The organism is Burkholderia aenigmatica (assembly GCF_902499175.1).
Classification (GTDB): Bacteria; Pseudomonadota; Gammaproteobacteria; order Burkholderiales; family Burkholderiaceae; genus Burkholderia; species Burkholderia aenigmatica.
Window position 1 is genome coordinate 17,519 of sequence record NZ_CABVQC010000008.1, and the last position, 22,933, is coordinate 40,451.

Sequence of the window (22,933 nt, forward strand, 5' to 3'; positions counted from 1 at the left end):
GCGCGATTTTATCTCATTAATTACTCACTTTCGCGGGTCTCGGGCTCCTCGTCGAAGATCTGATATTTACGCATTTTTTCCCACAATACCTTGCGGCTGATGCCGAGCTGCTGCGCCGTGTCCTGACGCCGCCAACCGTTTGCGTCGAGCGCCGCAATGACGCGGCTGCGCTCGTTCATGTCCCACTTGCTGCGGTCGACGAAGACCTCGGCCGCGCTCTCCGCCGGTACCGGCTGCGCCGAATTGCGAGCGTGCGCAATCAGCCGCTGCAACCGCGCGGCATCCCACCCGCCCGTCTGCCGCACCGTCACACCGACACGCTCGGCGAGGTTGCGCAGTTCACGCACGTTGCCGGGGAAATAGCTGTCGGCGACCGAATCCGTCAGCCAGTACGGCAGATCGGACAACTGAGCGAGCCGATCCTCGCCGACGATCTGCGCGACGAACGACTTGAACAGCGCGATCTTGTCGACCGCGCCGCGCTCTTCCAGCGACGGAATGCTCAGCTCGATCACCGCGAGCCGGTAGTAGAGATCGGCACGGAACAGTCCATCCTTCACGAGCTGCGGCAGCTTCTTGTTGCTCGCCGCGACCAGGCGGAAATCGACCTTGACCGACGTCGCCGCACCGACGCGCAGCACCGCGCCGTCCTCGAGCACGCGCAGCAGCTTGACCTGCTGGTACAGCGGCAGATCGCCGACTTCGTCGAGGAACAGCGTGCCGCCCCCCGCCTGCTCGAAATAGCCTTTATGCGCAACAACCGCGCCCGTGAACGATCCTTTCGCATGACCGAAGAACAGCGATTCGAACAGGCCGTCGGGAATCGCGCCGCAGTTCACCGGTACGAATTCGCCGTGCCGGTAACGCGAATGCTTTTCGTGCAGCAGTTGCGCGATGCGCTCCTTGCCGACGCCGGTTTCGCCGTGCAACAGCACGTTGGTGTCGCAGTCGGCAAACGTATCGACTTCATGCAGCAGTGCCTGCATCGATTCCGAGTGCGCGACGAGTTCGGTCGGATGCGACGTTTCAGCCGTATGCGCACGCAGCTGCGTGACGAGCTTGCCGATCATGCCGCGCAGTTCGGCGCAGGTGAAGTCGAGCGGCAGGATATGCGAATACTCGGGCGGATACTGCGACGCGTCGTGGTCGCGCGCCGCGCCGACCCAGACGACCGGCATGCCGATGTTGGCCTGCCAGTCGCGCAGGAACGCCGCGCCGGTTTCGATCATCGTCACGCTGATGATCGCCAGCGACGGCCGCAAGGCGGCGCGCTCCGGCGAGATTTCCGCATTGTCGGCGCGGATCACTTCGACGTCGAAGCTCGCCATGCAGCGGGCAACGCGGTCGACAATGTCCGCTTTGCCTTCCCAGACGTACAGGTCGAGCTCTTCGATTGCGGAGGTGTTTCTCATTGTTGATGCTTTCAATGAACGATTTGCGGGGCATTGCAAGTCAGGCCATGTTGTATCACGGTCACCTGGCCGATTTGCAATCCTAATGCCGTCAGCAACGGTGTGACCAACAGGTTGAGCAACGGGTTGACGAGCCCGAGCAGCAGAGGAATGAGCTGATCCGTGAGCGGCTGAAGTATCAAGGTCAGGATCGATAGATCCAGTCCTGCCACGCTGAGCTGGAGCGGCGTTCCGCTCAACAGATTGGTCAGTTGCACGTTGAGTGTGTTGGTTGCTGTCGACGACGTGGTCCAATTGGGTCCCGGAGACCATGCGGACGACGTGCATGCGCCGTTACTCGGCTTGGTATTGCAGAACGAGTATTGCGAATTGTTCGGATACACGATTCCCGTCCCCGACAACGGCAGGCTGGTGCTCAGCGCACCTGGAGTCGAAGGCAATGGCGGCCCGCTGTAGATCGGCGTGCTGGTGCTGCTCCCAACGTACGCTACGGGGTTCGACAGCGACAGACTGAGTTGCAGAAGCGAGAAATTCACCACCCCTGACCCCGACAGTTTCGCCACAGAAAGCGTACCGCTGCTGGTCGCACAGCTCGGGGAATTGAGGTTCAACTTACCCCCGGTAGTCTGTCCGGCGCAAATCATCGCCACGCCCGGCAGCGCGCCGAACGTCGCGGTGCTCGATGCCGGGGTCGACTGGCAACTCGTACTGGCCAGCCAGGCCCGACCCGGCCCGCCCAGGATGATGTAGAGGGGCAAATGTGGCCCTGTCAGCTGAAACGTCAATACGTAGGGAATTCCCACCGGTGGCGGATCCGCCAGCACCTGCACGTCGACGAGGAGCCCGATCTCCGCTTGCGACGCCTGCGTGCGCCATATGCCGTTCACTTGTCCGGCTTCGCCTATTCCGATCGACGGCGGCGCCAGCACCTGCAATTGCAAGCTATTGACTCGAACCAGCGACGACACCGCTGAAATGAGCGGACAGAACGCACTACCGGGGCAGCTTGTTGAATTGACCGACAGTGTCAGCCCGCTGTTGTATGCACCGATCTCCGCCGTCGTGAGCAACAACTGAAGCACATTGATGCTCGCGTTCGCCGCCGCCTCCGCATTGCTGCCCGAGTATTGAAGGAGACTCCCCAAAGAAATCTTGTTGACATTGACATTGGCGCCAACGCTGTTGCTTAGCGCAGAGAGCACCGTGCCCACCGTGGTATTGCTGCCCACCGCCGTGGCGGTGAGGTTCAGGATATCCGAGACGGTCAGATTAAGACCGAGCAACTTCCCGATGCTGGCGGGGCTCGACATGCCCGCCGTGCCGAGTTGGGTCGCCACCGTCGCCAACTGACCCAGCGTAACGTTTGCTCCGGCCAACGCCTGGTAGTTGGCCAGGCCGACGTTGACGTTGGCCGAGGCCCCCAGCAATCCGGTGAGTAGCGGATCGAGTATCGCGGACGAGGAGGTATTCAGGCTCGCAAGCGTCGAACCCACGCTGAACGTGTCGATTGCCGACGCACGTGCAGTAGCCGTCGCGGAGACAGAGGTCTGTCGCCCGCTCAATTGGATCAGCAGCCCCAGGAAGAAGTAGTTCACCTGCCGGTACACCGTTACCTGCGCCGCATTCGCCGCAGTCGACGCCGGCGTCACGTAAGCGTTCGACGAATCCCAACTTCCGCAGCTGACGGCAATCTGGTCGTTTCCCGCGGTAGGATTTCCCGTCGCCGTGGCACCTATCAACGTAAATGCATAACCCTTGTCGTTGATGGTGGCACTCGTCGTCACATTGTTTTGTGCGTCGTTCAGGCAACTGACCGGATCGTTCGACATCGGCTGCACGGCCGCCAATGCGGCCATGTCCGCGATACGCTGCAGATCCCGCTTCTGCAAATACAGATTCGCGATGTCGATCACCCCGAGCACAACGATCGCGACCATGACCCAGATCGCGGCCATGACCATGATGGAGCCGCGTTGACGTCGTTTGCCCGGCGAGCGAGCGCCGCGCCGCCGAGACCCATATGCTTGATCTGCCCGCATCGTCATCTCGCTTACTGCGCACTCTGCCCGCTACCCGACATGCCGCCGGACGAACTGCCCAGTGTGCTCATCATCGACTGCGGAATCTTGTTCTTGAACGAATCGAGATAACGCTGATAAACGAGCGACGCAACATCGCCGAGCATCGGCTGCACCGGTGCCGCCGCACGGTTGTCTCGCTGCATCGAAAGCCATGCCCTGGTCGAACGGTCGACGTCGGATGCGGCTGGCGCCGTACCTTGTTGCGCATGTACGACTGCGGTGCCCATTGCCATGCAAATGATCGCGCCCAGTACCGCGATCCGCCCCGCACGCATAGCCCGCTGATGGTTGTTATTCATGTCGTTCCCCGCCTGTCTGTTCTGTTCATTGTGCAAACCGTTGCAGCAATGGCACGGTCTGGTCATAGCCAAAATTGTTTGCCATCGGCGTGATCGGCGCGGTCGCGGTGCGCCGCGACACCACCGGTGGCGTTGCGACCGCACGCTGCTGTGCATGTGCAGCAGCCGTAATTTTTGCGGCATCGCCGACGATGTCCTTGCGAATATCCGCTGACAGATGCTGCTGGTTCATCAGCCGCTGCGCGTCCTGTGTGCGCCCTGCCGCGAGCAAATACAGCGCGAGGTTGCTGACGATTTTCGGATTGCGTTGATCCAGCTCCGCCGCCTTCATCAGCGGCACCCGAGCGCCGACCACATCGCCGCTACGCAATTTCGCGTAGGCGAGATCGGACAGCAGCGACGCGTCGGTCGGCTCGAGTTCGGTCGCCTGCGTCAGGGCCTGTACCGCGTGACCGAAATCGCCGGCCGCACCGGCGATCAACCCGAGCCCGCGGTAACCGCGAGCGGCGAGCGGCGTCTTCAGCAACTGCGTATAGGCGGCCGCACCGGCAGCAGGCTGGTCGGTCATGCGCAGTGCGTCTGCGCGCAGCAGGATCGTGTCCGGCGACACGCCGTACGCCTTGTCGTACGCATCGATATGCGCAAGCGACGCGTAATAGAGACCCTGTGCCTGCATCCGCTGGATCAGACCGAGATACATCGCGGGCGTATCCGGCACTGTCTGTTTCTGGTCAGCCGCATGAATCAGCGCCGCGCGTTCGGTCTGCGCACCGATGCCGTAGCCGCTTTCCTTGGACGCGCAAGCACCCAGCAGCAGCACCGCCGCCACCATACTTGCGTGCCTCGTCATCCTGATGATCCGCTTCATCGTCGTCCCTTCCACCCATCATTGATGCGCCGACAGCGCATGCATCACGGCCAGCAACCCGGGCCCTGCCGTCACGATCAGCAGTGCGGGTAACAGCGTCAGGACCATGACACCCGTCATCTTCACGGTCAGTCGGCCGATCCGCTCGCGAAGCATCGCGCGGCGCGTCTCCCGCAGCCGGTCGCCGAACTGCTTGAGCGGCTCCTGCACCGCGCCGCCGTGCTTGTCGACCTGCACCATCAACCGGGCAATCGCACGCAAGTCCTCGTTTTCGAACCCGCCCGACAACCGCTGCATCGACTGATCGCGCGTGCGGCCTGCTGCGAACTGACGCTGTGCGATGCCGACCTCCGACGACAGCACCGGCATCATCCCGCGGAAATCGTTGGTCACGACCTGCAGGCTTTGATCCAGCGACAGCCCGACACCCTGCAACAGGCGCAGCATGTCGACGAACAACGGCAGTTCATCGACGACGCTTTGGCGACGAGCGGCGGCACGGCGTTGCACGTAAAGCTTCGGCAGCATGAAACCGAGCCCGAATGCGGCAAACATCCCGATCATCCAGTACGCGCCCTTCATTCGTCCGCTGGCGAATATCGCAAACAGAAGCGGTAACCCGATCCCGCAAGCGATCCGCGCGCTCAGGAACAGTCCGCGAGTGCGCGTATCGACGTAGCCGCATTGCTCGAGAATGCGGCGATCCTCTTCCGCGACAATGTGCTTGCCGAACCCGGTATCGAGCCAGCGCATCCCCGCCGCGGACAGTCGCGCAAGCATGCGCTCGATGCGCTGACGGCCGGGAGAGACCGGTTTCGCGTCGGTCGCGTCCTCCGCCGCGGGCCGTACCTTGGCCGCGTCGCGTGTCGCCATGCGCTGGTCGAGCGCATCGGCCAGCGCGCGTTCAGCACGCGACGCTGCGCTCGCACGCATCAACGCAATCAGTCCAAACAACAGTACGCCTAGCGCGCCAAGCGCCAGAGCAACCGATCCGATCTGAGTCGCCGTCATCGCATCACCTGAGTCGAGCCATTCGATACAACCACACGGTTCCCGCAACCTGCATCAGGAACGCGAAGATGAGGAGCGTTCTTCCGCCCGGGTCGATCCACATCCCTTCCAGATACTTCGGATTGGTCATCACGACAAAACTGCCGATCGCGATCGGCAACATCACAAGCACGAACGCCGATAGCCGCGTCTCGGCCGACATCGCCGTCAGCTCGCGCTCCGCCTGCTCGAGGTCACGCATGAACACGGCCATGCGTTCGAGCATCACGTCCGCGCGACCGCCATACTTGACCGACAAGCGCAGCACCGACCCGAGCAGTTCGAATTCCTGCGCCCGATAGATCTTCGCAATATGGAGCATCGCGCGGTCGATCTCGACACCCGTCCGCAACATTCGCGACACGTGATCGAGGCACCCGCGCAGCGGTTCCTCCGTCGTCAGCAGCGCTGCCTGAAATGCGGCTGGCACGCTGTTGCCAAGCGTCACCAGTCGCACGATCCCGTCGAGAAATGACGGGATCTGCCGGACGATCTTCAGGCGCCGCCGCTGGATGCGCGAAGCGATCCAGATGCCAAAAATCGCAGCCCCGCAGACCAGCGCGGCGAAGCACGCGAGCGCGCCACCGCGGCTGCCCGCGATGGACGCAATCGCGACGAGCACGGCCAGCGCGACGATCGCCTTGCCGCGCGCGCCTTCGATCCCGGCGCGGTTCACGAGGTTGGTCAGATACTCAGTCGCGACCGCGTACCAGTGCGCCCAGAAAGCACGAGATGTCGCGTTGCGCACGCCACCGGATGACGCCACTGTCCGCGACGCAGCGGATGACGCCGGTCTTGCGGACGGCGACGTCGCGCGTGCACCGGGTTCAAGCCGGCTGTCGATGAAGCGCTTTGCATCGGTGCGCACGCGCCGAGTTTCCGCATGTCGCCACAGCATCAGCGCCGATGCCACGCACACCATTGCGACCGCGAGCATCCAGACCATCGCGCTATACATTGAAGCCCCCGCCGCGACCGAAACCGCCGCCGCCGAACCCGGCGCCACCCAATCCGCTGTTCATCAACGTCTGGCGGAAACGTGCAAGCTTCGGCGAATGCGGATGGATACCCAGCGACTCCCAGTTATCGACCTCCTCGCCCTCCGGCGTCACGCGCGCTTCGTAGCGATACAGCTCCTGCGTCGCGATGATGTTGTCGGACAACCCGGTCACCTCGGTGATCGACAGAATCCGGCGGCGTCCATTCGACAGTCGCCCGATCTGCACGATGAAGTCGATCGCGTTCGCGATCTGGCGACGCAGGCTCGACTCGGTCCCCTGGAAGCCCGCGAAACCGGCGAGCATCTCGAGACGATACAGACACTCGCGCGGCGAGCTCGCGTGCACCGTGCCCATCGAGCCGTCGTGGCCCGTGTTCATCGCCTGCAGCATTTCCAGCACTTCGCCGCCGCGCACTTCGCCGACGATGATCCGGTCCGGGCGCATTCGCAGCGTATTGCGCAGCAGGTCGCGAATCGACACGACGCCGGTTCCGTCGAAACCGCCCGGACGGCTCTCGAGACGCACGACGTGCGGGTGATTCAGCGACAGTTCGGCCGTATCCTCGATCGTCACGACACGTTCGGCCTCCGGAATGTGGAATGCAAGCGCGTTAAGCAGCGACGTCTTCCCCGAGCTCGTGCCACCCGACACGAGCACGTTGCAACGCGCCTCGACCGCCGCCTCGAGCAACGCGCCGATCTCTTCGTTGTATGTGCCGTTGCCGAGAAGGTCCGAGGGTTTGAGCGGATCCTTGCGGAATTTCCGGATCGACACAATCGGGCCGTCGATCGACAGCGGCTCGATCACGACGTTCACGCGTCCGCCATCCGGCAGTCGCGCGTCGACCATCGGGTTCGACTCGTCGAGACGACGCCCGATCGGCGCAAGAATCCGGCGCACGATGCGTAGCAAGTGCGCGTTGTCGGTGAAGCGCACCGGCAGCTTCGCGAGAATCCCGTGGCGCGACACGTACACGTCGTTATAGCCGTTGATCAGGATGTCCTCGACCGCCGGATCCGCGAGCAGATCCTCGATCGGCCCGAAGCCCGCGAGCTCCTTCGTCAGCGCTTCGGCGATCGTGCGCACCTCGTTCTCGTTGAGCGGAATGCGACGCAGACGCACGAAGCTGTCAATCTCGAGATCGACGAACTGATTGATCGCCTCGCGGGACCATCGGCCGAACTCGGCGCCCAGTTCCTCGATACGCGTCAGCAGATGCTCGTGCGCGGCATTCTTGATGTCGTGGAATTGCTGCGTCTGGGAGAACGGCGCTGCGCCGTCGGCAAATTGAATGTCGTGTGCCATCGGTTATGACCGCTTGGACGAGGGTTTAATGAAACGCTTGAGCGCGGACAGGCCCGGCGCGGTGCGCGACGCGCCCGCCATGCCCGATACGCCGGGCAGCCGCGCGGCGAGGGATTCGAGTGCGCGTACATACGGATCGCGCTCCGCCGCATCGACGATGAGCCGTCCCTGGTTCGCGGCATGGCCGATCGCGACGCGACGCGCGGGCAAGGTGCCGACCAGCGACAAGCCGAGACGCTCGGCGATCTGCCCCGGCATCAGGTCCAGCGCCGGATCGTACTGATTGACCACGAGCTTGACGCGGTCGGTATCGACACCCGCATCGCGCAGCCCGGTGAGCAAGTCGGCCGCCGACACGATCGATGCGACACCCTGATCGCACACAAGCCACGACTCGTCTGCCGATGCGGCGATCTGCATGACGAACTCGCGATTCGAGAACCCGCCGAGGTCGACGACCTGCTGGTCGAAGAACGCGCGAAAACGGTTCAGCAAACCGATGCATGACGCATAAGACACGTCGCGCAACGCGCCCAGGTCCGGCGGCAGTGTCGTCAGTGCGACGCCGCTCTGGTGCCGCGTGAGTGCGGTGTTGACGAACGTGCGATCGATGCGGCGCAGGTTCTGCACGGCGTCGATGAAATGGAATTCGCAGCGCGTATTCAGGAACAGCGCACCGTCACCGGCTGGCAACCCCAGATCGATCAGCGCGGTTTGGCGACCGGCCGGCACGCCGCCGTCCGGGCTGCCTGTCGCCCCTGGACCGAGCGCCCGCTTCTGCAGCCAGACCGCGAGATTCGCGGCAAACGTGCTGACGCCCATGCCGGCACGCGCCCCGAGCAGCGCAACGACCTTGCCGTGGCGGCTCGTCGGCTCGCTGACGTGAGTCAGCAGACCACGCGTCGTCCGCAGTGCATCCTCGGCCGAGGCCGACACGTCGATGAAGTCGCGCACGCCCGCACGCAGTGCAGCGAGCGTGCTTTCCGGCTGGGCGAGCGAGCCGAGCGCAACGATCGGCAACCCCGGATGCGCTGCGCGTACCGTGGCAGCGGCGACGCTCGCCGCATCGCTGCGTTCGGAGAAATCGATGAACACCAGGGCCGGATTGAGCCCCGTGATGCGCTGCGCAAGCGCACCCGGCTCCAGCGACGCGGCCTCGACCGCCCCGGCCGACACCAGCGTATCGGCCAGCCAGCGCACATGCGCTTCCTTTGTCGATGCGCAAACGAAGTAGTCGGTCACGGCGGGTTCACACAATGATTGAGTTCGTGCATTCATGTCGAACACCCCCGATTACGCAAGGCGTAGCGATGTGCCGCAACGCGCAATGCTTCACATTCATCTCGAAAACCCCGGTGCTGCATCCGGCGACGCCGCGCCGCCCAGATAGGATCGCCACACCGGCCCATCACGCTGCTCGGACAACTCGCCGGGCGTCGCCGGCAGTACCGCCCCCTTCGCAATCGGTGCGACGAGATGCGGGGTCACGATGATCAGCAATTCCTTGTCGTTCTGCTGGTAGTTCAGGTTCTTGAAGAACGTGCCGATAATCGGCAGGTCACCGAGCAGCGGCACCTTGTTCACGTTCGACATCGTCTGGCGGTCGATCAGGCCGCCGATCACGAAGCTCTCGCCGTCACCAAGTTCGACCGTCGTATCGGCACGGCGCGTTGTGATGCCCGGCACGGCAACGCCGCTGATCGTCACGCTGTTCACGAAGTCGAGCTGGCTCGATTCCGGTGCGACCTTCAGCGCGATCCGGCTCGGGCTAAGCACCGTCGGCGTCAGCGACAGCCCGACGCCGTATTGCTTCCACTGGATCGCAGTCGAGCCGAGCCCCTGCGGCGACGGCACCGGAATCTCGCCGCCTGCGAGGAAGCTGGCGCTCTGGCCGGACAGCGCGACGAGCGTCGGCTCCGCGAGCACGCGCGCCATGTTGTTTGCTTCGAGCAGCGACAGGTCAGCGAAGATGCCACGTCCCGCGGCGTTCACAACCAGATTGAATGCGGAGGCAACCGGTGCGCCGAGCGTGGGAATGTACCCGCCCGTGCCCGGCCCCGATCCGCCGCTGTACGATTGCACACCGCCCGGCGAGAACGAGCCGAACGAAAATCCGTTGCTCTGCTTGAAGAAGTTGAAGCCGACTTGCTTGAGCACCGAGCGGCTGAATTCCACCACCCGCACGTCGACCTGCACCACGTTCTTGCCGACCAGCGTCGAGCGATCGATCACCGTGCCCTTGGGGCTCATGTTTTTGGCAACCACCGCGGCCCGCTCGTGCGCATCGAGCGATGCCGACGTTCCCCGCAGCACCGACGTCCCGCCGTACGCTTTCACCTGCGGCGTCGAGCCGTCGAGTACCGCTTGCGCAGCCGCGTCGACGACTTCGACGCTCCAGACCGTCGGTTCGTCGTGACCGCGCTCCCACAGCATCACGTTCGTCGCCCCCGGCGCTTTCGCGATCAGCAGCACCGAACCGGCACGACTGCCCTTCATGATGAGCACATCGGCGATCGCCGGATCGCCGACGGCGACCCGCTGCAGCGCGCGGCCGGCGGAAATCTGCCGCTGCGCGCCAACCGCGAGCTCGATCGTGCTGCTCGCGCTTGCAAAGGAGGCGAATGTCAGGGCCCAGAGAGCAATCGCGAATGCAATCAGTGAGTTTTTCATTGTTTATTGGACCGTCGCACGGCCGTTACTTGTCGTCGCTGATATCGATGGCCATCGATGTTGTTCAATACGCAACCGTTTCCGACCGGCCGCCTCGGATTACCTCGATGCTGCCGCTGCCACCGCTGCTACCGCTGCCGCCTGGCCGCACCGCAGGCGGCAGGCGCGACGGCAGCGGCGGCACATTCACGTTGGCCGCTGCGGTCCTCGACGTGCCGGACAGTTGTTGCAGCGATACGCCGGCGGCGGCGAGCGCCGACGGCGACAGCTTGTTGTCTGTGCGCACCGCCACCGTCTGCGTCGCAAGCTCGTCGTCGCGCGGGTTGCGCAGCGCGAGCGTCAGCCGGCCGCTCGCCTCGCCGAGCGTCAGTGCATCGACCTGCGCGGTCGGTATCGCGAGTACCGCGATGCGCGTGTTGCTCGGCTGGCCGTTATTGCCGTTCGTGTTGCTGCCGCTGTCGCGCTCCGGTGTCGCATCGCCGAACGACAGCACGCGAACCTTCGACATCAGCAGCCGCGCCTGCGTCTGCGACACTTCGCCATCGAACATTCCGCCGCCGCCTTCACGCTTCAGGTTCACGAATACGTCGACGAAGTTGCCGGGCCGCAGACGGTTGCCGACCGCATTGGTCTCGTCGACGCGAACCGCAATCGCGCGTTCGCCCGGCTGAACGTCCTCGGCGAGCCCGGACACCAGTGCGTCCGACACGACCGGCATCGACGCCGGGATGTCCCTCGCGGGGACGCGACCCACCAGCGTGGCCGGATCGGCAAACGCGCCGGCCGGCGCAGGAGCCGTCGGTTGAACCTTCAGTGCATCGGCGGCAATCGGCTGACCGACCGGCAGCGTGCGCGTCGCAATGACCACGGGTACCGGGTTCGCAGCGACGGTCGGTTGTACAGGGACGGGGCGCGACGTACTGCGCCCGAGCATCCATGCGTAGATTCCAAGCAGAACAGCGATCGCAATCAGCAACCCCGCGATGATTTTTGTCAGATTGTTGGCCATGTTGGTATGGGAATGCCGGAATCAGGTTCTGGAGCGTGTCAACGGTCGGGTGACTACATTCAATAGGTGTGCGATTCAAAGCATGCTGGGCTGAACCTGCACGGTCGCGCTACTCTGCAACTGCGGCGCATTGAACAGGAATATCCACGGAATCAGCGGATTCGCCGCGTATGAATAGGTCGTCGTCACCATCACGTTGAATGCGGACGTGGACGTCGATACGAATGCCGTGCCGCAGGTCACGCCGGGCGTCGATGTGGGTGCCGGCGCCGACGTGGAAACCTGCGCGGCGAAACTGACGTTACTCGACCAGGGCGCGCCGGCCAACGCTTGCGTCACCGCATTCCGCGCATTGACCTGCAGCCGGTCACACGGCACAGACGTGTAGTTCAACGCGGCGCGTGCGCCTTCGGATGCCGCGAATGTCAAACTTTGCTGGATGATGAAAACCATCCCGAACGTGACGATCGCGTAAAAGATCAGAAAGAACAAAGGAAACACGACAGCGAACTCGACCGCCGCCACCCCCCGTTGCCGCCGCCATGCGGACGGCTGGCGTGCTTGCGTCCCCCGAGCCATCACATCCCCCTCACATACACAAGATGCAGTAGCCATGCAGCCGCAGGCATCACCAGAAGCGCCGCGTATGGCGTCGCTCGACGGGCACCGAGCGTCATCGTGGGCGTCGCGCGCTTGTACAGTGCGGAGACTGGCGTACGCGACAGAAGCATCATCCAGAGCGCGTGCACGCCTGCGGCGAGGCTCGCGACAATCCAGAGCCACAACAGCGCTGGCGCACCACACCATGCACCCAGTACGGCGAATACCTTGACGTCGGCCGCACCCATTACACGCAATGCGAACAAGGGAAAAAAACAAACCAGCCCCACAGCCGCACCGACCAATGATTGGGACAACGAGATTCCGAACGGATTTCGATCGATGGTCGCAGCCACCAATGCGCCGACCAACCCCGCGACGACCAGCGAGCTTCGAATACGCCGAAAGCGGATATCGCTAGACGCGACGAATGCCGCCCAGCACAGGAATGCCCCGATGAAGAAAAGATGAGCCATCACGTCGCGACCTGCCGCGACCAGGACAGCGGGCGAATTACGTCAATAATTCGCCCGCCGCAAAGCCGCAAGGTGTTTTCGGAACCGGCAGTTTTTACTTGTCAGGTAGCAGGCGTCGTCCAGCACGCGGCGCTCGGCGACGAGACACAGGTTCCGATTTTCGTGAAGGTGCTGCTGAGGCTAGTCCCCACCGATGAGGCGCCAGCAATGATGGCAACTGCAATCAGACCCGCGATCAGACCATACTCGATTGCGGTAACCCCGTCTTCTTCCTTAAGGAAGCGCTTGATGAGTGCTTTCATTTTATTCCTCGTGCCTGTATTTACGTTTTTTGGCCTTTTATACGTATACGTCCCCGCATATCTGGCCGCTTGCCCCACGCTGTTCGCCACATTTGCTGTAACGACAACCAGGTGCGCTTTCTTTATAGATTGCCCCGAGGGGCATGGCTCAACATTTGATGCAAGTTAACATTCGCGATAGTGCCCCTCCTCGAACGTTGTGTACCGAACCGTACATTTGCTTACATCTGCTCCGGATTCTATATCCGATCCTATTTAACTTCCAACCTCTTTTAACGACTCGGATCGAAAAAATGACCAGCAGCACAGCGTATTTGTACGGCGTTTCGGTATGACTTACACATAGGATTTACGATAGGTTAGATGTGCACACCTAATCCACCAGTAAAACAATTGCCTCGTCCACCAAGCCTGCGCGGCCACCACGTTACGCCCCACGCGTAACGCCAATGTTGTGACGTTACGTTACGAAACGGTCGAAACCGTTCTCATTTATCTGTACTTAAACAGATTCAACAATCTTTCAATTTCCATAACTTCCTTTTCCAACAAGGAATTGCCCCGTTTAAAACCTGTTGTCGAACCGTCGGGCATCGAAATGGCACGACTGTTGCAGAGTAGTCCGCGCACCACTCAACACAACGCAGTTCACAACACATTTTTAATGCGAGGACAAAATGGACATTAAGGTTATCCCTCATGGCGTGTTCCGGACGACTCTGATCGCGGCCACCGTTGCAGCCATGCTTTCCCTCTCCGCGTGCGGCGGCTCCGGCTCCATCAGCCAGGGGCTCGGCGGCGGCTCGAGCTCGGGCGCCGGCGATTCGATCTCCACGTCGGGTGGCGGTACGTCCGGCACCAGCGGTACGTCGGGCACGAGTGGCACCTCCGGCACCAGCGGAAGTTCGGGCACGAGCGGTACCTCCGGCACCAGCGGAACCTCGGGCACGAGTGGCACCTCCGGTACCTCCGGCACCAGCGGTACGTCGGGTACGAGCGGTACCTCCGGCACCTCGGGTGTGTCGTCGAACCCAGTGGGAACTGTCCTCGCAAGCAGCAGCAACATCGTCACGGGTGTCGGCGGAACCGTCTCGGGTCTCGGCTCCGTCATCGCCAACCAGTCGCTGCCGGGCGTCAACCCGGCCACCACGCAGGCCGCTGGCGGCATCGTGCAGAACGTCGGCGGCGCCGTGACCGCACTCGGCAACGGCCTTGGCAACGGTCTCGGCCAGCTCGGCGCGACGAAGGATCCGCTCGGCACCACGCTCGCCAGCACGGGCGGCGTGGTCAACCAACTCGGCGGCGCGGTCACGCAGACGGGCAACCTGGTCTCGAGCCTTGGCAGCGGCCCGCTGACGCCGCTCGCGCCGGTCACGGGCGCCGTCGGCGGACTCGTATCGACGCTCGGCGGCGCCGTATCGAACGGCGGCACCACCCTCACCAACGCACTGTCGACCGGCCCGATCCAGCAGGTCACGCAGGCGGTCAGTTCGGCCATCACGCCGATCACGACGATGGTCGGCCAGACGACCCAGACGGTCGGCACGGCGACCGGCCTCGGCGCGCCCGTCAACACGCTGCTCGGCACGGTCGGCAACGGCCTGAACCAGGCCGGCGCCCTGCTCGCGTCGACCGGCGGCAACCCCGTCACGACGGGCCTTGGCAACACGGTCTCGTCGACGGGCAACACGGTGAAGGCCGTCGGCGGCCTGCTCACGGGCGGCACCGGCGGCGTGACCAACCCGCTCGCTCCGCTCACCGGCCTCGTCTCGACGGTCACCGGCGCACTGGGCGGCGCGACGGGTGGCGGCAGCGGTCCGCTCGCACCGGTCACCGGCCTCGTCTCCACGGTGACGGGCGCACTCGGTGGCGCAGCAGGCGGCAGCAGCGGTCCGCTTGCCCCGGTCACGGGCCTTGTCTCGACGGTTACCGGCGCACTCGGTGGTGCAACGGGCGGCAGCGGCGGTCCGCTCGCACCGGTCACTGGTCTCGTCTCGACGGTTACCGGTGCACTCGGTGGCGCAACGGGCGGCAGCGGCGGCCCGCTCGCACCGGTCACCGGCCTCGTCTCGACAGTCACGGGCGCGCTCGGCGGCGCAACGGGGGGCAGCGGCAGCCCGCTTGCACCGGTCACCGGCCTTGTCTCCACGGTAACGGGCGCACTCGGCGGCGCAACGGGGGGCAGCGGCGGTCCGCTCGCACCGGTCACCGGCCTCGTCTCCACGGTCACGGGCGCGCTCGGCGGCGCAACGGGTGGCAGCGGCAGCCCGCTCGCACCGGTCACCGGCCTCGTCTCCACGGTTACCGGCGCGCTCGGCGGCGCAACGGGCGGCACGAGCGGCGGCCCGCTCGCGCCGGTCACGGGTCTCCTCGGCACGGTGACGGGTGCACTCGGCGGCGCGACGGGCGGCAGCAGCCCGCTCGCCCCGGTGACGAACGCAGTGTCCACGGTGACCAGCACGGTTGGTGCGCCCGCATTGACCGGCGGTACGGGCGCCGTCACGAACTCGGGCTCGGCGTCGAATCCGCTCGCGCCGGTCACGTCGCTGATCGGCGGCCTGCTCGGCGGCACGCACGGCAAGTAAACCAAGATCCATCAATCGACAAGACAGCGAGGAGTCACTCATGTCCCAGCAACGTTCTCTCACGACAGCCACCCTGCGCCAATGGCGCGTGCCCCTCACGGCCTTCGCCGCAGCCTGCCTGCTGGCCGCCTGCGGCGGCGGCGGCGTCAGCTCGCCGCCGACCAGCAGCAACAACAACCCCAGCACGAGCGGTACGCCGAGCACGAGCGGCACCAGCGGCACGCCAACCGGTACCAAGGGAGTCGTCAGTACGGTTGGCCAGACGGCCACCGACCTCGGCAGCACGGTCGGCAACATCAGCCTGCCGGGCCTCGGCGACGGCGTGACGAAGGGTGTCGGCAGCACGATCTCCAGCACCGGTACGATCGTCGGCGCAGCCGCCGATGCCGTGAGCAACGGACTGGGACAGATCGGCACGACTAACGATCCGGTGGGCACGACCGTTGCAGGCCTCGGCAATGTGGTCGGCGCGACGAGCAACACGGTGTCCGGCCTGAGCTCGACGGTCAAGGCGCTCGGCACGGGCCAGCTCGCGCCGCTCGCTCCTGTCACGACGCCGGTCGGCACCGTGCTCGATACGGTGGCCAACGGCCTGACAGCCGCCGGCACGACGATCGGCTCGACGCTGTCGTCGGGCGCCGTACAGCAGGTGACGCAGCCGCTCAGCTCGGCGATCACGCCGCTCGTGATCACCGCCGGCCAGGTCACGCAACAGGTCGGCACGACGACCGGCCTCGGCCAACCCGTCTCGGGCCTGCTCGGCCAGGTTGGCGGCGCGATCAGCTCGGCCGGTAAGCAGGTCGGCGGCACGTCGAGCCAGCCGCTCGTCGGCGACGTCGGTCAGCTCGTGACCGCGGTCGGCAACACCGTGACCAACGCGGGCGGCCTCGTCAACCCGAACGGCCCGAACGGCGCAGCACCGATCCCTGGCCTGATCACGAGCCTCGTCGGCGGCTCGACGGCGACCGTACAAAACGGCGCATCGTCGGGTTCCGGCTCGACGAATCCGCTCGGCGGCCTGCTGTCGGGTCTCGGCTCGACGCCGCTCGGCTCGCTCACGGGCTCACTCGGCGGCGCGACCGGTGGTTCGGGCAGCGGCCCGCTCGCACCGGTCACGGGCCTCGTCTCCACGGTGACGGGAGCGCTCAGTGGCGCAGCAGGCGGCAGCGGCGGCCCGCTCGCCCCCGTCACGAATCTCGTGTCGACGGTGACAGGCACGCTCGGCGGCGCAACGGGCGGCACAGGCAGTGCAAACCCTCTCGCGCCGGTCACCGGTTTGCTGAATACTGTCACCGGAGCAGTGGGTGGTGCAGCAGGATCGGGGGGCGCTAGCCCGCTCGCGCCGGTCACGTCGCTGGTCGGCAGCGTCACGGGTACGGCAGCGTCGGGCGGCAGCTCGACGGGCCTGCTGGCACCGGTCACGGGGTTGCTGGGTAGCGTTGGCAAGTAAGGAGGACGGTCGCATCTTCGCAGCCGGAGCGAATGGCGCGGCCATACAAACACAACCGGCATTGCGGCACGCGGCGCGCGACACCCTGGTGTCGCGCGCCGGCATTACAAAGAAGACGAAAAGCAAGGCCTACGAGGAAGAACAATGAAATCCAGACTCGACAGATGGATGATGCTGCTCGCCATCGCGGCAGCAGGCACGGCACATGCACAAACGCGCGTCGGAGGTAACCCGCTCGACTCCCTGCCCCAGATCAACGCGCCGAAAACCGGCCCGAACGTGACCGTGCAGGTCGCACCGCAAGCACCGCAGTTGCAGGAGTTGCTATCGCGCCACGTGACACCGAAGACGTTCCAGGTCGAAGGCGTAAAGTCCGTGCCGTTCGAGGAAATCTCGCGTCGCTTCACCCCTCTCGTCGGCAAGGACATCACGATCGGCGAATTGATCGAAACCGCCAACGGCGTGACCAAGCTGTACCAGGATCGCGGTTTCGCGCTGTCGTTCGCGTTCATTCCTGCGCAGACGTTCGAGAACGGCGTCGTGCGCATCACGGTTGTCGAAGGCTACGTGTCGGACGTCAAGGTCACCGGCAAGCCCGGTGCGATGGAATCGAAGATTCGTTCGATCGCCGCGCATATCACTGCCGATCGCCCGCTGCGCCGCGCGACGTTCGAACGCTACGTGAACACGTTCGGCCTGTTGCCCGGCCTCACGGTAAAGGCGAACGTACCGCCGCCGCAAACCACCGACGGTGCGACGACGCTCGAACTCGCCGTCGACCGCAAGCCGTTCAACGTCAGCACCGGCATCGACTTCAACCACCCGGGCGTCCAGGGTCTCATCACCGCGACCGAAAACGGCCTCACGTCGTTCGGCGAGCAACTGAGCATTTCCGCGCTGGCGCCGCCGGGGCGCGACAAGCAGACTTACTTCGCATTCAGCGGTGCGCTCCCCGTCGGCAGCAGCGGCCTGATCACGCGCCTCGACGCAAGCACCTATCGCGGCAAGCCGACTGACAATCCCGGCCTGCCGTCGTACATCCAGCGCACGGTCAAGAACGAAAAACTGGGTCTTTCGGCATCCTATCCAATACTGCTGAACAATCAGCGCAGCCTGCTCGGTACCGTATCGGGCTATGCGGCGCACAACGAGGACAATTACCAGAACCAGATCACCGGCGCGACGCTCAACAATCGGTCGCAGGTTCGCGTGATGCAGCTGCAGCTTGACTACACGAGCGTCCAGCCGAAGCAGGTGCGAAAGTTCAGTGTCAACGTGGCCAAGGCGTTCGACATCCTCGGTGCGTCGAAATCGCAGACCGCCCAGGCGAATGGCTCGACGATTACGTACGCCGACCCGATTTCACTGACCTTCGTCCGTACCGGTGCGACCTTCACGCAAACCAACGAATGGCCGTTCCGGATCGGTACGTCGATCTCGCTGACCGGGCAATACAGCCCCGACTCGCTGCCGACGTCCGAGCAGATTTCGTTCGGCTCGACGCGCTACGCGCTCGGCTATCAGCCGGGCGAAGCGTCGGGTGACTCGGGATGGGGGATGTCGCTGGAGGTCAACCGCGGCTTCACACCGGGCTGGACGTATATGAAATCCGTTACGCCATACATCGCCTACGACATGGCACGTGTGTACCTGCATGCCGGCACACCGTCACCGAACCGCATGTCGTCGGTCGGCATCGGCGTGCGTTTCTCGGACAGCCGCTTCTACAGCCTCGATCTGAACGTCGCGAAGCCGGTGGGAGACGCGCCCGTCGAAAGCGCATCGCGCAGCCCGCGCATCAACGCCGCATTTTCGTATCAGCTCAACTGATCGGTCACCCGACAGCCCGCGCCACGCGGGCTGTTTCGATTAGAGTCCCCTCTATCAAACGTGGCGCGCGGTTTCACGTATTCTGGCGAAGCTCGCAACATGCCCGCCCCATGCAGACGGTTGTGCGTGCAAATCGAACACGACATGCAAAACAAGGAGGACGACAATGATTCAACTGACCCGCCCGTTGCGTGCAATCGCCGTCGCCGGCGCACTGCTCGCTTGCGCCGCCCCCACGTTCGCACAAGCTGACAACCCCATCGGCATGTGGCAGACGATCGACGACAACACCCATCAGCCGAAGGCGCTCGTGCAGATCGCCGAAGACAGCGACGGTGCGCTGACCGGCAAAGTCGTCAAGGGCCTCGGCGCGAACGATACGCCGGATCGCCGCTGCACCGCCTGCACGGACGAGCGCAAGGATCAGCTCATCAAGGGCATGACGATCATCAAGGCAATGAAGAAGGAAGGCGACCACTGGGACGGCGGCAACATTCTCGACCCGGAGAACGGCAAGGTCTACAAGTGCAAGATGACGCTTGAAGACGGCGGCCAGAAACTCGTCGTGCGCGGTTACATCGGCGTGTCGCTGCTCGGTCGTTCGCAGACCTGGGTTCGCTCTCAATAATGCGACTCGGGCTTAAACGCGCGGCTCAATGAAAAAATCGGCCTGCGACAATGTCGCCAGGCCGATTTTCTTTTGGTGCAGGTGTAGCTGGAACTGATGGATTTCACGCTGCATGCTTCAGCGTGTCCGACGCATAGCTGCCAGGTGCGCGATACGCGGGCGCCACATTGCTGCGCGCTTCCGCCGCCTTCGATTGCGTGTGCTTGCGCATCCGCGTGGACAACTCGTTGCACAGATTCACGCCTGCATCGCCATAGAGTTCGCGCATGACACTCATCAACGTACCCGTCTCGTGCCAGACCTTGAAGCGTCGATGGCAAGTCTGATACGAAGGGTAACGGCGCGGCATGGCCGACCACGTTGCGCCACTGTAGATTACCCAGAGCACGCCGTTCAGCACGGCACGCGTATTGGCCAACGGCCGGCCGCGCAACTCGGTGCGCGGCTGCATTTCGGGCAGAAGCGACGCGACGCAGCGCCACTCTTGATCGGTCAAATCGCGATACGGTGTCATGGACATCTCCAGCCTTGGTAACCATGACACAACGATATCGGCTCACCTCAACAATGAATATAAGACAAATCCGAAAATACCCCGAGATCGCCCCAATTTGACCGGAATTGACGTTTGAATCCCGCCCATTCCCGAAAATCGCAATCAGGTCAGCGACGTATCGACGATGCGGCGGGGTGTTTCGATATATTCCTTCGACTGCATTTCGACGATTCGCGAGACCGTCCGCGCAAACTCGTTGGCCATCGGGCCTTCGACATACAACTGCTCCGCCGGCACCGCCGCGGACATCAGCAGCTTGACCTTGTGGTCGTACAGCACGTCGATGAGCCACGTGAAGCGACGCGCCTCGGACGCCATCCGCGGCGACATCTGCGGCACTTCGGACAGCACGATCGCGTGGAAGCGGCTCGCGAGTTCGAGATAGTCGTTCTGCGAGCGCGGGCCGCCGCACAGCGTCGCGAAATCGAACCAGACGACACCGTCCGCCTTGCGCAGCGCCTTCAGCTCGCGCTTCTCGATATGCAGGAGCGGGCTTTCGTCAGGAACGGCAGCGAGCTTCTGGAACGCATGGCGCAGTTCGCGATCGGCGTCAGCGCCGAGCGGCGTGTGATACATCTTCACCTGCGCGAGCGTGCGCTGGCGATAATCGACGCCCGCATCGACGTTGAGCACGTCGAGCCTGGACTTGATCAGCGCGATCGCCGGCAGCATGCGGTCGCGATGCAGGCCGTCCGGATACAGGTCGTCGGGGTCGTAGTTGGACGTCATCACGAACTGCACGCCGTTGTTGAACAGGCGGTCGAGCAGACGATACAGGATCATCGCATCGGCAATGTCCGACACGTGGAACTCGTCGAAGCAGATCAGCCGGTAGCGCTTCGCAATACGCCGTGCGAGTTCGTCGAGCGGATCCGCCTGCCCTTTCAGTTCCTCGAGCTCGCGGTGCACTTCGCGCATGAATTCGTGGAAATGCAGGCGCGTCTTGCGCTGCACGGGCACGACCGCGTAGAAGCTGTCCATCAGGAAGCTCTTGCCGCGACCGACGCCGCCCCACATGTAGACGCCGCGCGGGAGGTCGGGATGATTGATGAGCTTCTTGAATGCGTTCGAGCGGCGCGCCTTGTACTCGACCCACTCGTCGAAGCATTGCTGCAGGCGATCGACGGCCGCGCGCTGCGCGGGATCGGACTGATAGCCGCGCGTGGTCAATTCGCGCGTGTAGTATTCGGTGACGTTCATCGGGCAAACCAGAAAAAACGAAGGCGGACGGGAAACCCCGCCCGCCTTCGTCATGAGACGGCTGCGCCGGCCGTTGGCCGGCCGGCGCTATACCGCGCTCAGCTGTTCAGCGAGCGCTTGTCGACGGCGAGCGCCGCTTCGCGCATCACTTCCGACATCGACGGGTGCGGATGGCAAATACGGGCGATGTCTTCCGACGCCGCCTTGAACTCCATCGCGACCACGGCTTCCGCGATCAGGTCCGACGCGTTCGCAGCGATCACGTGCACGCCGAGCAGTTCGTCGGTCTTCGCATCCGCGATCATCTTCACGAAGCCGTCCGGCGCGTTCATGCCGAGTGCCCGGCCGTTGATCGAGAACGGGAACTTGCCCGACTTGATCTCGCGGCCTTCCGCCTTCAGCTGCTGCTCCGTCTTGCCGACCCATGCGATTTCCGGGTACGTGTAGATCACCCACGGAATGCAGTTGTAGTCGATGTGCGGCTTCTGGCCGTCGATCACTTCCGCGACCAGCACGCCTTCGTCTTCCGCCTTGTGCGCGAGCATCGGGCCACGCACCACGTCGCCGATCGCGAACACGTTCGGCACCGCCGTGCGGCAGTGGTCGTCGACGTCGATGAAGCCGCGTTCGTTCGCCTTCAGGCCGATTGCCTCGAGGCCGAGGTTGTCGGTGTTCGGCACGCGGCCGACCGACACGATCAGGCGGTCGGCGTCGAGCGTCTGCGCGTTGCCGTCCTTGTCCGTGTAGGCGATCGACACGCCGTCCGCGGTCGTCTTCACTTCGCCGATCTTCACGCCGAGATGGATGTCGAGGCCCTGCTTCTTGAACAGCTTGGCCGCTTCCTTCGCGAGCGCTTCGTCGGCTGCGCCGAGGAACGCCGGCAGCGCTTCGAGCACCGTCACTTCGGCACCGAGGCGACGCCACACCGAGCCGAGCTCGAGGCCGATCACGCCTGCGCCGATCACGGCGAGCTTCTTCGGCACCGCGTCGAACGTCAGCGCACCTTCGTTGTCCGACACGATCTTGTTGTCGACCGGGATGCCCGGCAGGTGACGCGCCTTCGAGCCCGTCGCGATGATCACGTTCTTCGCGGTCACGACTTCGGCTTCGCCTTCGCCGCTCACTTCGATCTGCACGCCGGCGTCGGTCTTGCCGGTGAACTTGCCATGGCCCTTCAGCCAGGTGATCTTGTTCTTCTTGAACAGGAACTCGATCCCGCTCGTCATCTTCTCGACGATCGCGTCCTTGCGGCCGAGCATCTTCGCGACGTCGATCTTCACGCCGTCGACCGTGATGCCGTGGTCGGCCAGGTGGTGCGACGTGTTCTCGAACTCTTCCGACGATGCGAGCAGCGCCTTCGACGGAATGCAGCCGACGTTCAGGCACGTGCCGCCGAGCTTCAGCGCGCCGGCCGGGTTCTTCCACTTCTCGATACAGGCAACGGTCTTGCCGAGCTGCGCAGCGCGGATCGCGGCGATGTAGCCGCCGGGGCCGGCGCCGATCACGACGACGTCAAATTCCTTGGACATGACAATCCTTTCTTCTTGTGCAACCGCACGGGCAGCGCGTGTCGCGCGCCCGTGCGGAGCGGGTCAATGCGGTGAAACTCGG

At 64.0% G+C, this 22,933-nt stretch carries 20 protein-coding genes; 4 read left to right on the forward strand and 16 right to left on the reverse strand.

The window, feature by feature from the left end:
* Nucleotides 1-20 precede the first annotated feature (20 nt).
* The 13 genes from BDO18943_RS07940 to BDO18943_RS08000 form a co-directional block, all read right to left on the reverse strand.
* Nucleotides 21-1,412, reverse strand: a complete 1,392-nt coding sequence (locus BDO18943_RS07940) for a sigma 54-interacting transcriptional regulator (RefSeq protein WP_043182617.1) — start codon at nucleotides 1,410-1,412, stop codon at nucleotides 21-23.
* Nucleotides 1,413-1,423: 11 nt separating this feature from the next.
* Complete coding sequence (locus BDO18943_RS07945; protein ID WP_321533529.1) at nucleotides 1,424-3,457, reverse strand: pilus assembly protein TadG-related protein; 2,034 nt, start codon at nucleotides 3,455-3,457, stop codon at nucleotides 1,424-1,426.
* A 5-nt stretch (nucleotides 3,458-3,462) separates the two neighbouring features.
* Nucleotides 3,463-3,792 carry a DUF3613 domain-containing protein gene (locus BDO18943_RS07950; RefSeq protein ID WP_175021879.1) on the reverse strand — a complete coding sequence of 110 codons (330 nt, stop codon included), beginning with the start codon at nucleotides 3,790-3,792 and terminating at the stop codon, nucleotides 3,463-3,465.
* Nucleotides 3,793-3,817: 25 nt separating this feature from the next.
* Nucleotides 3,818-4,660, reverse strand: a complete 843-nt coding sequence (locus tag BDO18943_RS07955; protein ID WP_175021880.1) for a tetratricopeptide repeat protein — start codon at nucleotides 4,658-4,660, stop codon at nucleotides 3,818-3,820.
* A gap of 18 nt (nucleotides 4,661-4,678) precedes the next feature.
* Nucleotides 4,679-5,671, reverse strand: a complete 993-nt coding sequence (locus tag BDO18943_RS07960) for a type II secretion system F family protein (protein ID WP_175021881.1) — start codon at nucleotides 5,669-5,671, stop codon at nucleotides 4,679-4,681.
* 4 nt (nucleotides 5,672-5,675) lie between these two features.
* Nucleotides 5,676-6,668: a type II secretion system F family protein gene (locus BDO18943_RS07965; RefSeq protein WP_175021882.1), complete on the reverse strand. Its 993-nt coding sequence runs from the start codon at nucleotides 6,666-6,668 to the stop codon at nucleotides 5,676-5,678.
* Complete coding sequence (locus BDO18943_RS07970; RefSeq protein ID WP_175021883.1) at nucleotides 6,661-8,016, reverse strand: CpaF family protein; 1,356 nt, start codon at nucleotides 8,014-8,016, stop codon at nucleotides 6,661-6,663. Before BDO18943_RS07970 ends, BDO18943_RS07965 begins: the two co-directional genes overlap by 8 nt.
* A 3-nt stretch (nucleotides 8,017-8,019) precedes the next feature.
* The gene (locus tag BDO18943_RS07975; RefSeq protein WP_175021884.1) at nucleotides 8,020-9,294 is read right to left on the reverse strand and encodes a fimbrial protein; all 1,275 of its coding nucleotides are present in this window, start codon (nucleotides 9,292-9,294) and stop codon (nucleotides 8,020-8,022) included.
* A 60-nt stretch (nucleotides 9,295-9,354) separates the two neighbouring features.
* A complete protein-coding gene (locus BDO18943_RS07980; protein ID WP_175021885.1) occupies nucleotides 9,355-10,686 on the reverse strand; it encodes a type II and III secretion system protein family protein in 1,332 nt (443 codons plus the stop codon).
* 64 nt (nucleotides 10,687-10,750) lie between these two features.
* The gene (gene cpaB, locus BDO18943_RS07985; RefSeq protein WP_175021886.1) at nucleotides 10,751-11,695 is read right to left on the reverse strand and encodes a Flp pilus assembly protein CpaB; all 945 of its coding nucleotides are present in this window, start codon (nucleotides 11,693-11,695) and stop codon (nucleotides 10,751-10,753) included.
* A 75-nt stretch (nucleotides 11,696-11,770) separates the two neighbouring features.
* Entirely contained in the window at nucleotides 11,771-12,274 is a 504-nt protein-coding gene (locus BDO18943_RS07990; protein WP_175021978.1) for a TadE/TadG family type IV pilus assembly protein, read from the reverse strand.
* Nucleotides 12,274-12,771 carry an A24 family peptidase gene (locus BDO18943_RS07995; RefSeq protein WP_175021887.1) on the reverse strand — a complete coding sequence of 166 codons (498 nt, stop codon included), beginning with the start codon at nucleotides 12,769-12,771 and terminating at the stop codon, nucleotides 12,274-12,276. Before BDO18943_RS07995 ends, BDO18943_RS07990 begins: the two co-directional genes overlap by 1 nt.
* A 101-nt stretch (nucleotides 12,772-12,872) precedes the next feature.
* Nucleotides 12,873-13,073 (reverse strand): Flp family type IVb pilin, encoded by a 201-nt coding sequence (locus BDO18943_RS08000; RefSeq protein WP_175021888.1) that lies wholly within the window; start codon nucleotides 13,071-13,073, stop codon nucleotides 12,873-12,875.
* Nucleotides 13,074-13,750: 677 nt separating this feature from the next.
* Between BDO18943_RS08000 and BDO18943_RS08005 the strand changes: the two genes are divergently transcribed.
* From BDO18943_RS08005 to BDO18943_RS08020, 4 genes are all read left to right on the forward strand, one after another.
* Nucleotides 13,751-15,658, forward strand: coding sequence for a collagen-like triple helix repeat-containing protein (locus BDO18943_RS08005; protein WP_407649796.1), 1,908 nt, complete (start codon nucleotides 13,751-13,753; stop codon nucleotides 15,656-15,658).
* Nucleotides 15,659-15,698: 40 nt separating this feature from the next.
* Nucleotides 15,699-17,108 carry a collagen-like triple helix repeat-containing protein gene (locus BDO18943_RS08010; RefSeq protein WP_175021889.1) on the forward strand — a complete coding sequence of 470 codons (1,410 nt, stop codon included), beginning with the start codon at nucleotides 15,699-15,701 and terminating at the stop codon, nucleotides 17,106-17,108.
* Between the two features lie 144 nt (nucleotides 17,109-17,252).
* On the forward strand, nucleotides 17,253-18,938 hold the full coding sequence (locus BDO18943_RS08015) for a ShlB/FhaC/HecB family hemolysin secretion/activation protein (RefSeq protein ID WP_175021890.1): 1,686 nt from the start codon (nucleotides 17,253-17,255) through the stop codon (nucleotides 18,936-18,938).
* 166 nt (nucleotides 18,939-19,104) lie between these two features.
* Complete coding sequence (locus tag BDO18943_RS08020) at nucleotides 19,105-19,566, forward strand: DUF2147 domain-containing protein (RefSeq protein WP_175021891.1); 462 nt, start codon at nucleotides 19,105-19,107, stop codon at nucleotides 19,564-19,566.
* A 103-nt stretch (nucleotides 19,567-19,669) separates the two neighbouring features.
* Here the strand turns inward: BDO18943_RS08020 and BDO18943_RS08025 are convergent, their stop codons facing one another.
* From BDO18943_RS08025 to lpdA, 3 genes are all read right to left on the reverse strand, one after another.
* Nucleotides 19,670-20,080 (reverse strand): transposase, encoded by a 411-nt coding sequence (locus BDO18943_RS08025; RefSeq protein WP_043182594.1) that lies wholly within the window; start codon nucleotides 20,078-20,080, stop codon nucleotides 19,670-19,672.
* Nucleotides 20,081-20,224: 144 nt separating this feature from the next.
* Entirely contained in the window at nucleotides 20,225-21,322 is a 1,098-nt protein-coding gene (gene zapE / locus BDO18943_RS08030; protein ID WP_041492816.1) for a cell division protein ZapE, read from the reverse strand.
* Nucleotides 21,323-21,420: 98 nt separating this feature from the next.
* Nucleotides 21,421-22,851 (reverse strand): dihydrolipoyl dehydrogenase, encoded by a 1,431-nt coding sequence (gene lpdA, locus BDO18943_RS08035; protein WP_175021892.1) that lies wholly within the window; start codon nucleotides 22,849-22,851, stop codon nucleotides 21,421-21,423.
* Nucleotides 22,852-22,933: the final 82 nt, after the last annotated feature.

Excerpts from the sequence above, each read along its gene's own strand:
- BDO18943_RS08025 (WP_043182594.1), bottom strand. The coding sequence starts at position 20,080 with ATGACACCGTATCGCGATTTGACCGATCAAGAGTGGCGCTGCGTCGCG.
- BDO18943_RS07990 (WP_175021978.1), bottom strand. The coding sequence starts at position 12,274 with ATGGCTCGGGGGACGCAAGCACGCCAGCCGTCCGCATGGCGGCGGCAA.
- BDO18943_RS07955 (WP_175021880.1), bottom strand. The coding sequence starts at position 4,660 with ATGAAGCGGATCATCAGGATGACGAGGCACGCAAGTATGGTGGCGGCG.
- BDO18943_RS07960 (WP_175021881.1), bottom strand. The coding sequence starts at position 5,671 with ATGACGGCGACTCAGATCGGATCGGTTGCTCTGGCGCTTGGCGCGCTA.
- BDO18943_RS08015 (WP_175021890.1), top strand. The coding sequence starts at position 17,253 with ATGAAATCCAGACTCGACAGATGGATGATGCTGCTCGCCATCGCGGCA.
- BDO18943_RS07940 (WP_043182617.1), bottom strand. The coding sequence starts at position 1,412 with ATGAGAAACACCTCCGCAATCGAAGAGCTCGACCTGTACGTCTGGGAA.
- BDO18943_RS08020 (WP_175021891.1), top strand. The coding sequence starts at position 19,105 with ATGATTCAACTGACCCGCCCGTTGCGTGCAATCGCCGTCGCCGGCGCA.
- zapE (WP_041492816.1), bottom strand. The coding sequence starts at position 21,322 with ATGAACGTCACCGAATACTACACGCGCGAATTGACCACGCGCGGCTAT.
- BDO18943_RS07975 (WP_175021884.1), bottom strand. The coding sequence starts at position 9,294 with ATGAATGCACGAACTCAATCATTGTGTGAACCCGCCGTGACCGACTAC.
- BDO18943_RS08000 (WP_175021888.1), bottom strand. The coding sequence starts at position 13,073 with ATGAAAGCACTCATCAAGCGCTTCCTTAAGGAAGAAGACGGGGTTACC.
- BDO18943_RS07965 (WP_175021882.1), bottom strand. The coding sequence starts at position 6,668 with ATGTATAGCGCGATGGTCTGGATGCTCGCGGTCGCAATGGTGTGCGTG.
- BDO18943_RS07945 (WP_321533529.1), bottom strand. The coding sequence starts at position 3,457 with ATGACGATGCGGGCAGATCAAGCATATGGGTCTCGGCGGCGCGGCGCT.
- cpaB (WP_175021886.1), bottom strand. The coding sequence starts at position 11,695 with ATGGCCAACAATCTGACAAAAATCATCGCGGGGTTGCTGATTGCGATC.
- lpdA (WP_175021892.1), bottom strand. The coding sequence starts at position 22,851 with ATGTCCAAGGAATTTGACGTCGTCGTGATCGGCGCCGGCCCCGGCGGC.
- BDO18943_RS08005 (WP_407649796.1), top strand. The coding sequence starts at position 13,751 with ATGGACATTAAGGTTATCCCTCATGGCGTGTTCCGGACGACTCTGATC.
- BDO18943_RS07970 (WP_175021883.1), bottom strand. The coding sequence starts at position 8,016 with ATGGCACACGACATTCAATTTGCCGACGGCGCAGCGCCGTTCTCCCAG.
- BDO18943_RS07980 (WP_175021885.1), bottom strand. The coding sequence starts at position 10,686 with ATGAAAAACTCACTGATTGCATTCGCGATTGCTCTCTGGGCCCTGACA.
- BDO18943_RS07950 (WP_175021879.1), bottom strand. The coding sequence starts at position 3,792 with ATGAATAACAACCATCAGCGGGCTATGCGTGCGGGGCGGATCGCGGTA.
- BDO18943_RS08010 (WP_175021889.1), top strand. The coding sequence starts at position 15,699 with ATGTCCCAGCAACGTTCTCTCACGACAGCCACCCTGCGCCAATGGCGC.
- BDO18943_RS07995 (WP_175021887.1), bottom strand. The coding sequence starts at position 12,771 with ATGGCTCATCTTTTCTTCATCGGGGCATTCCTGTGCTGGGCGGCATTC.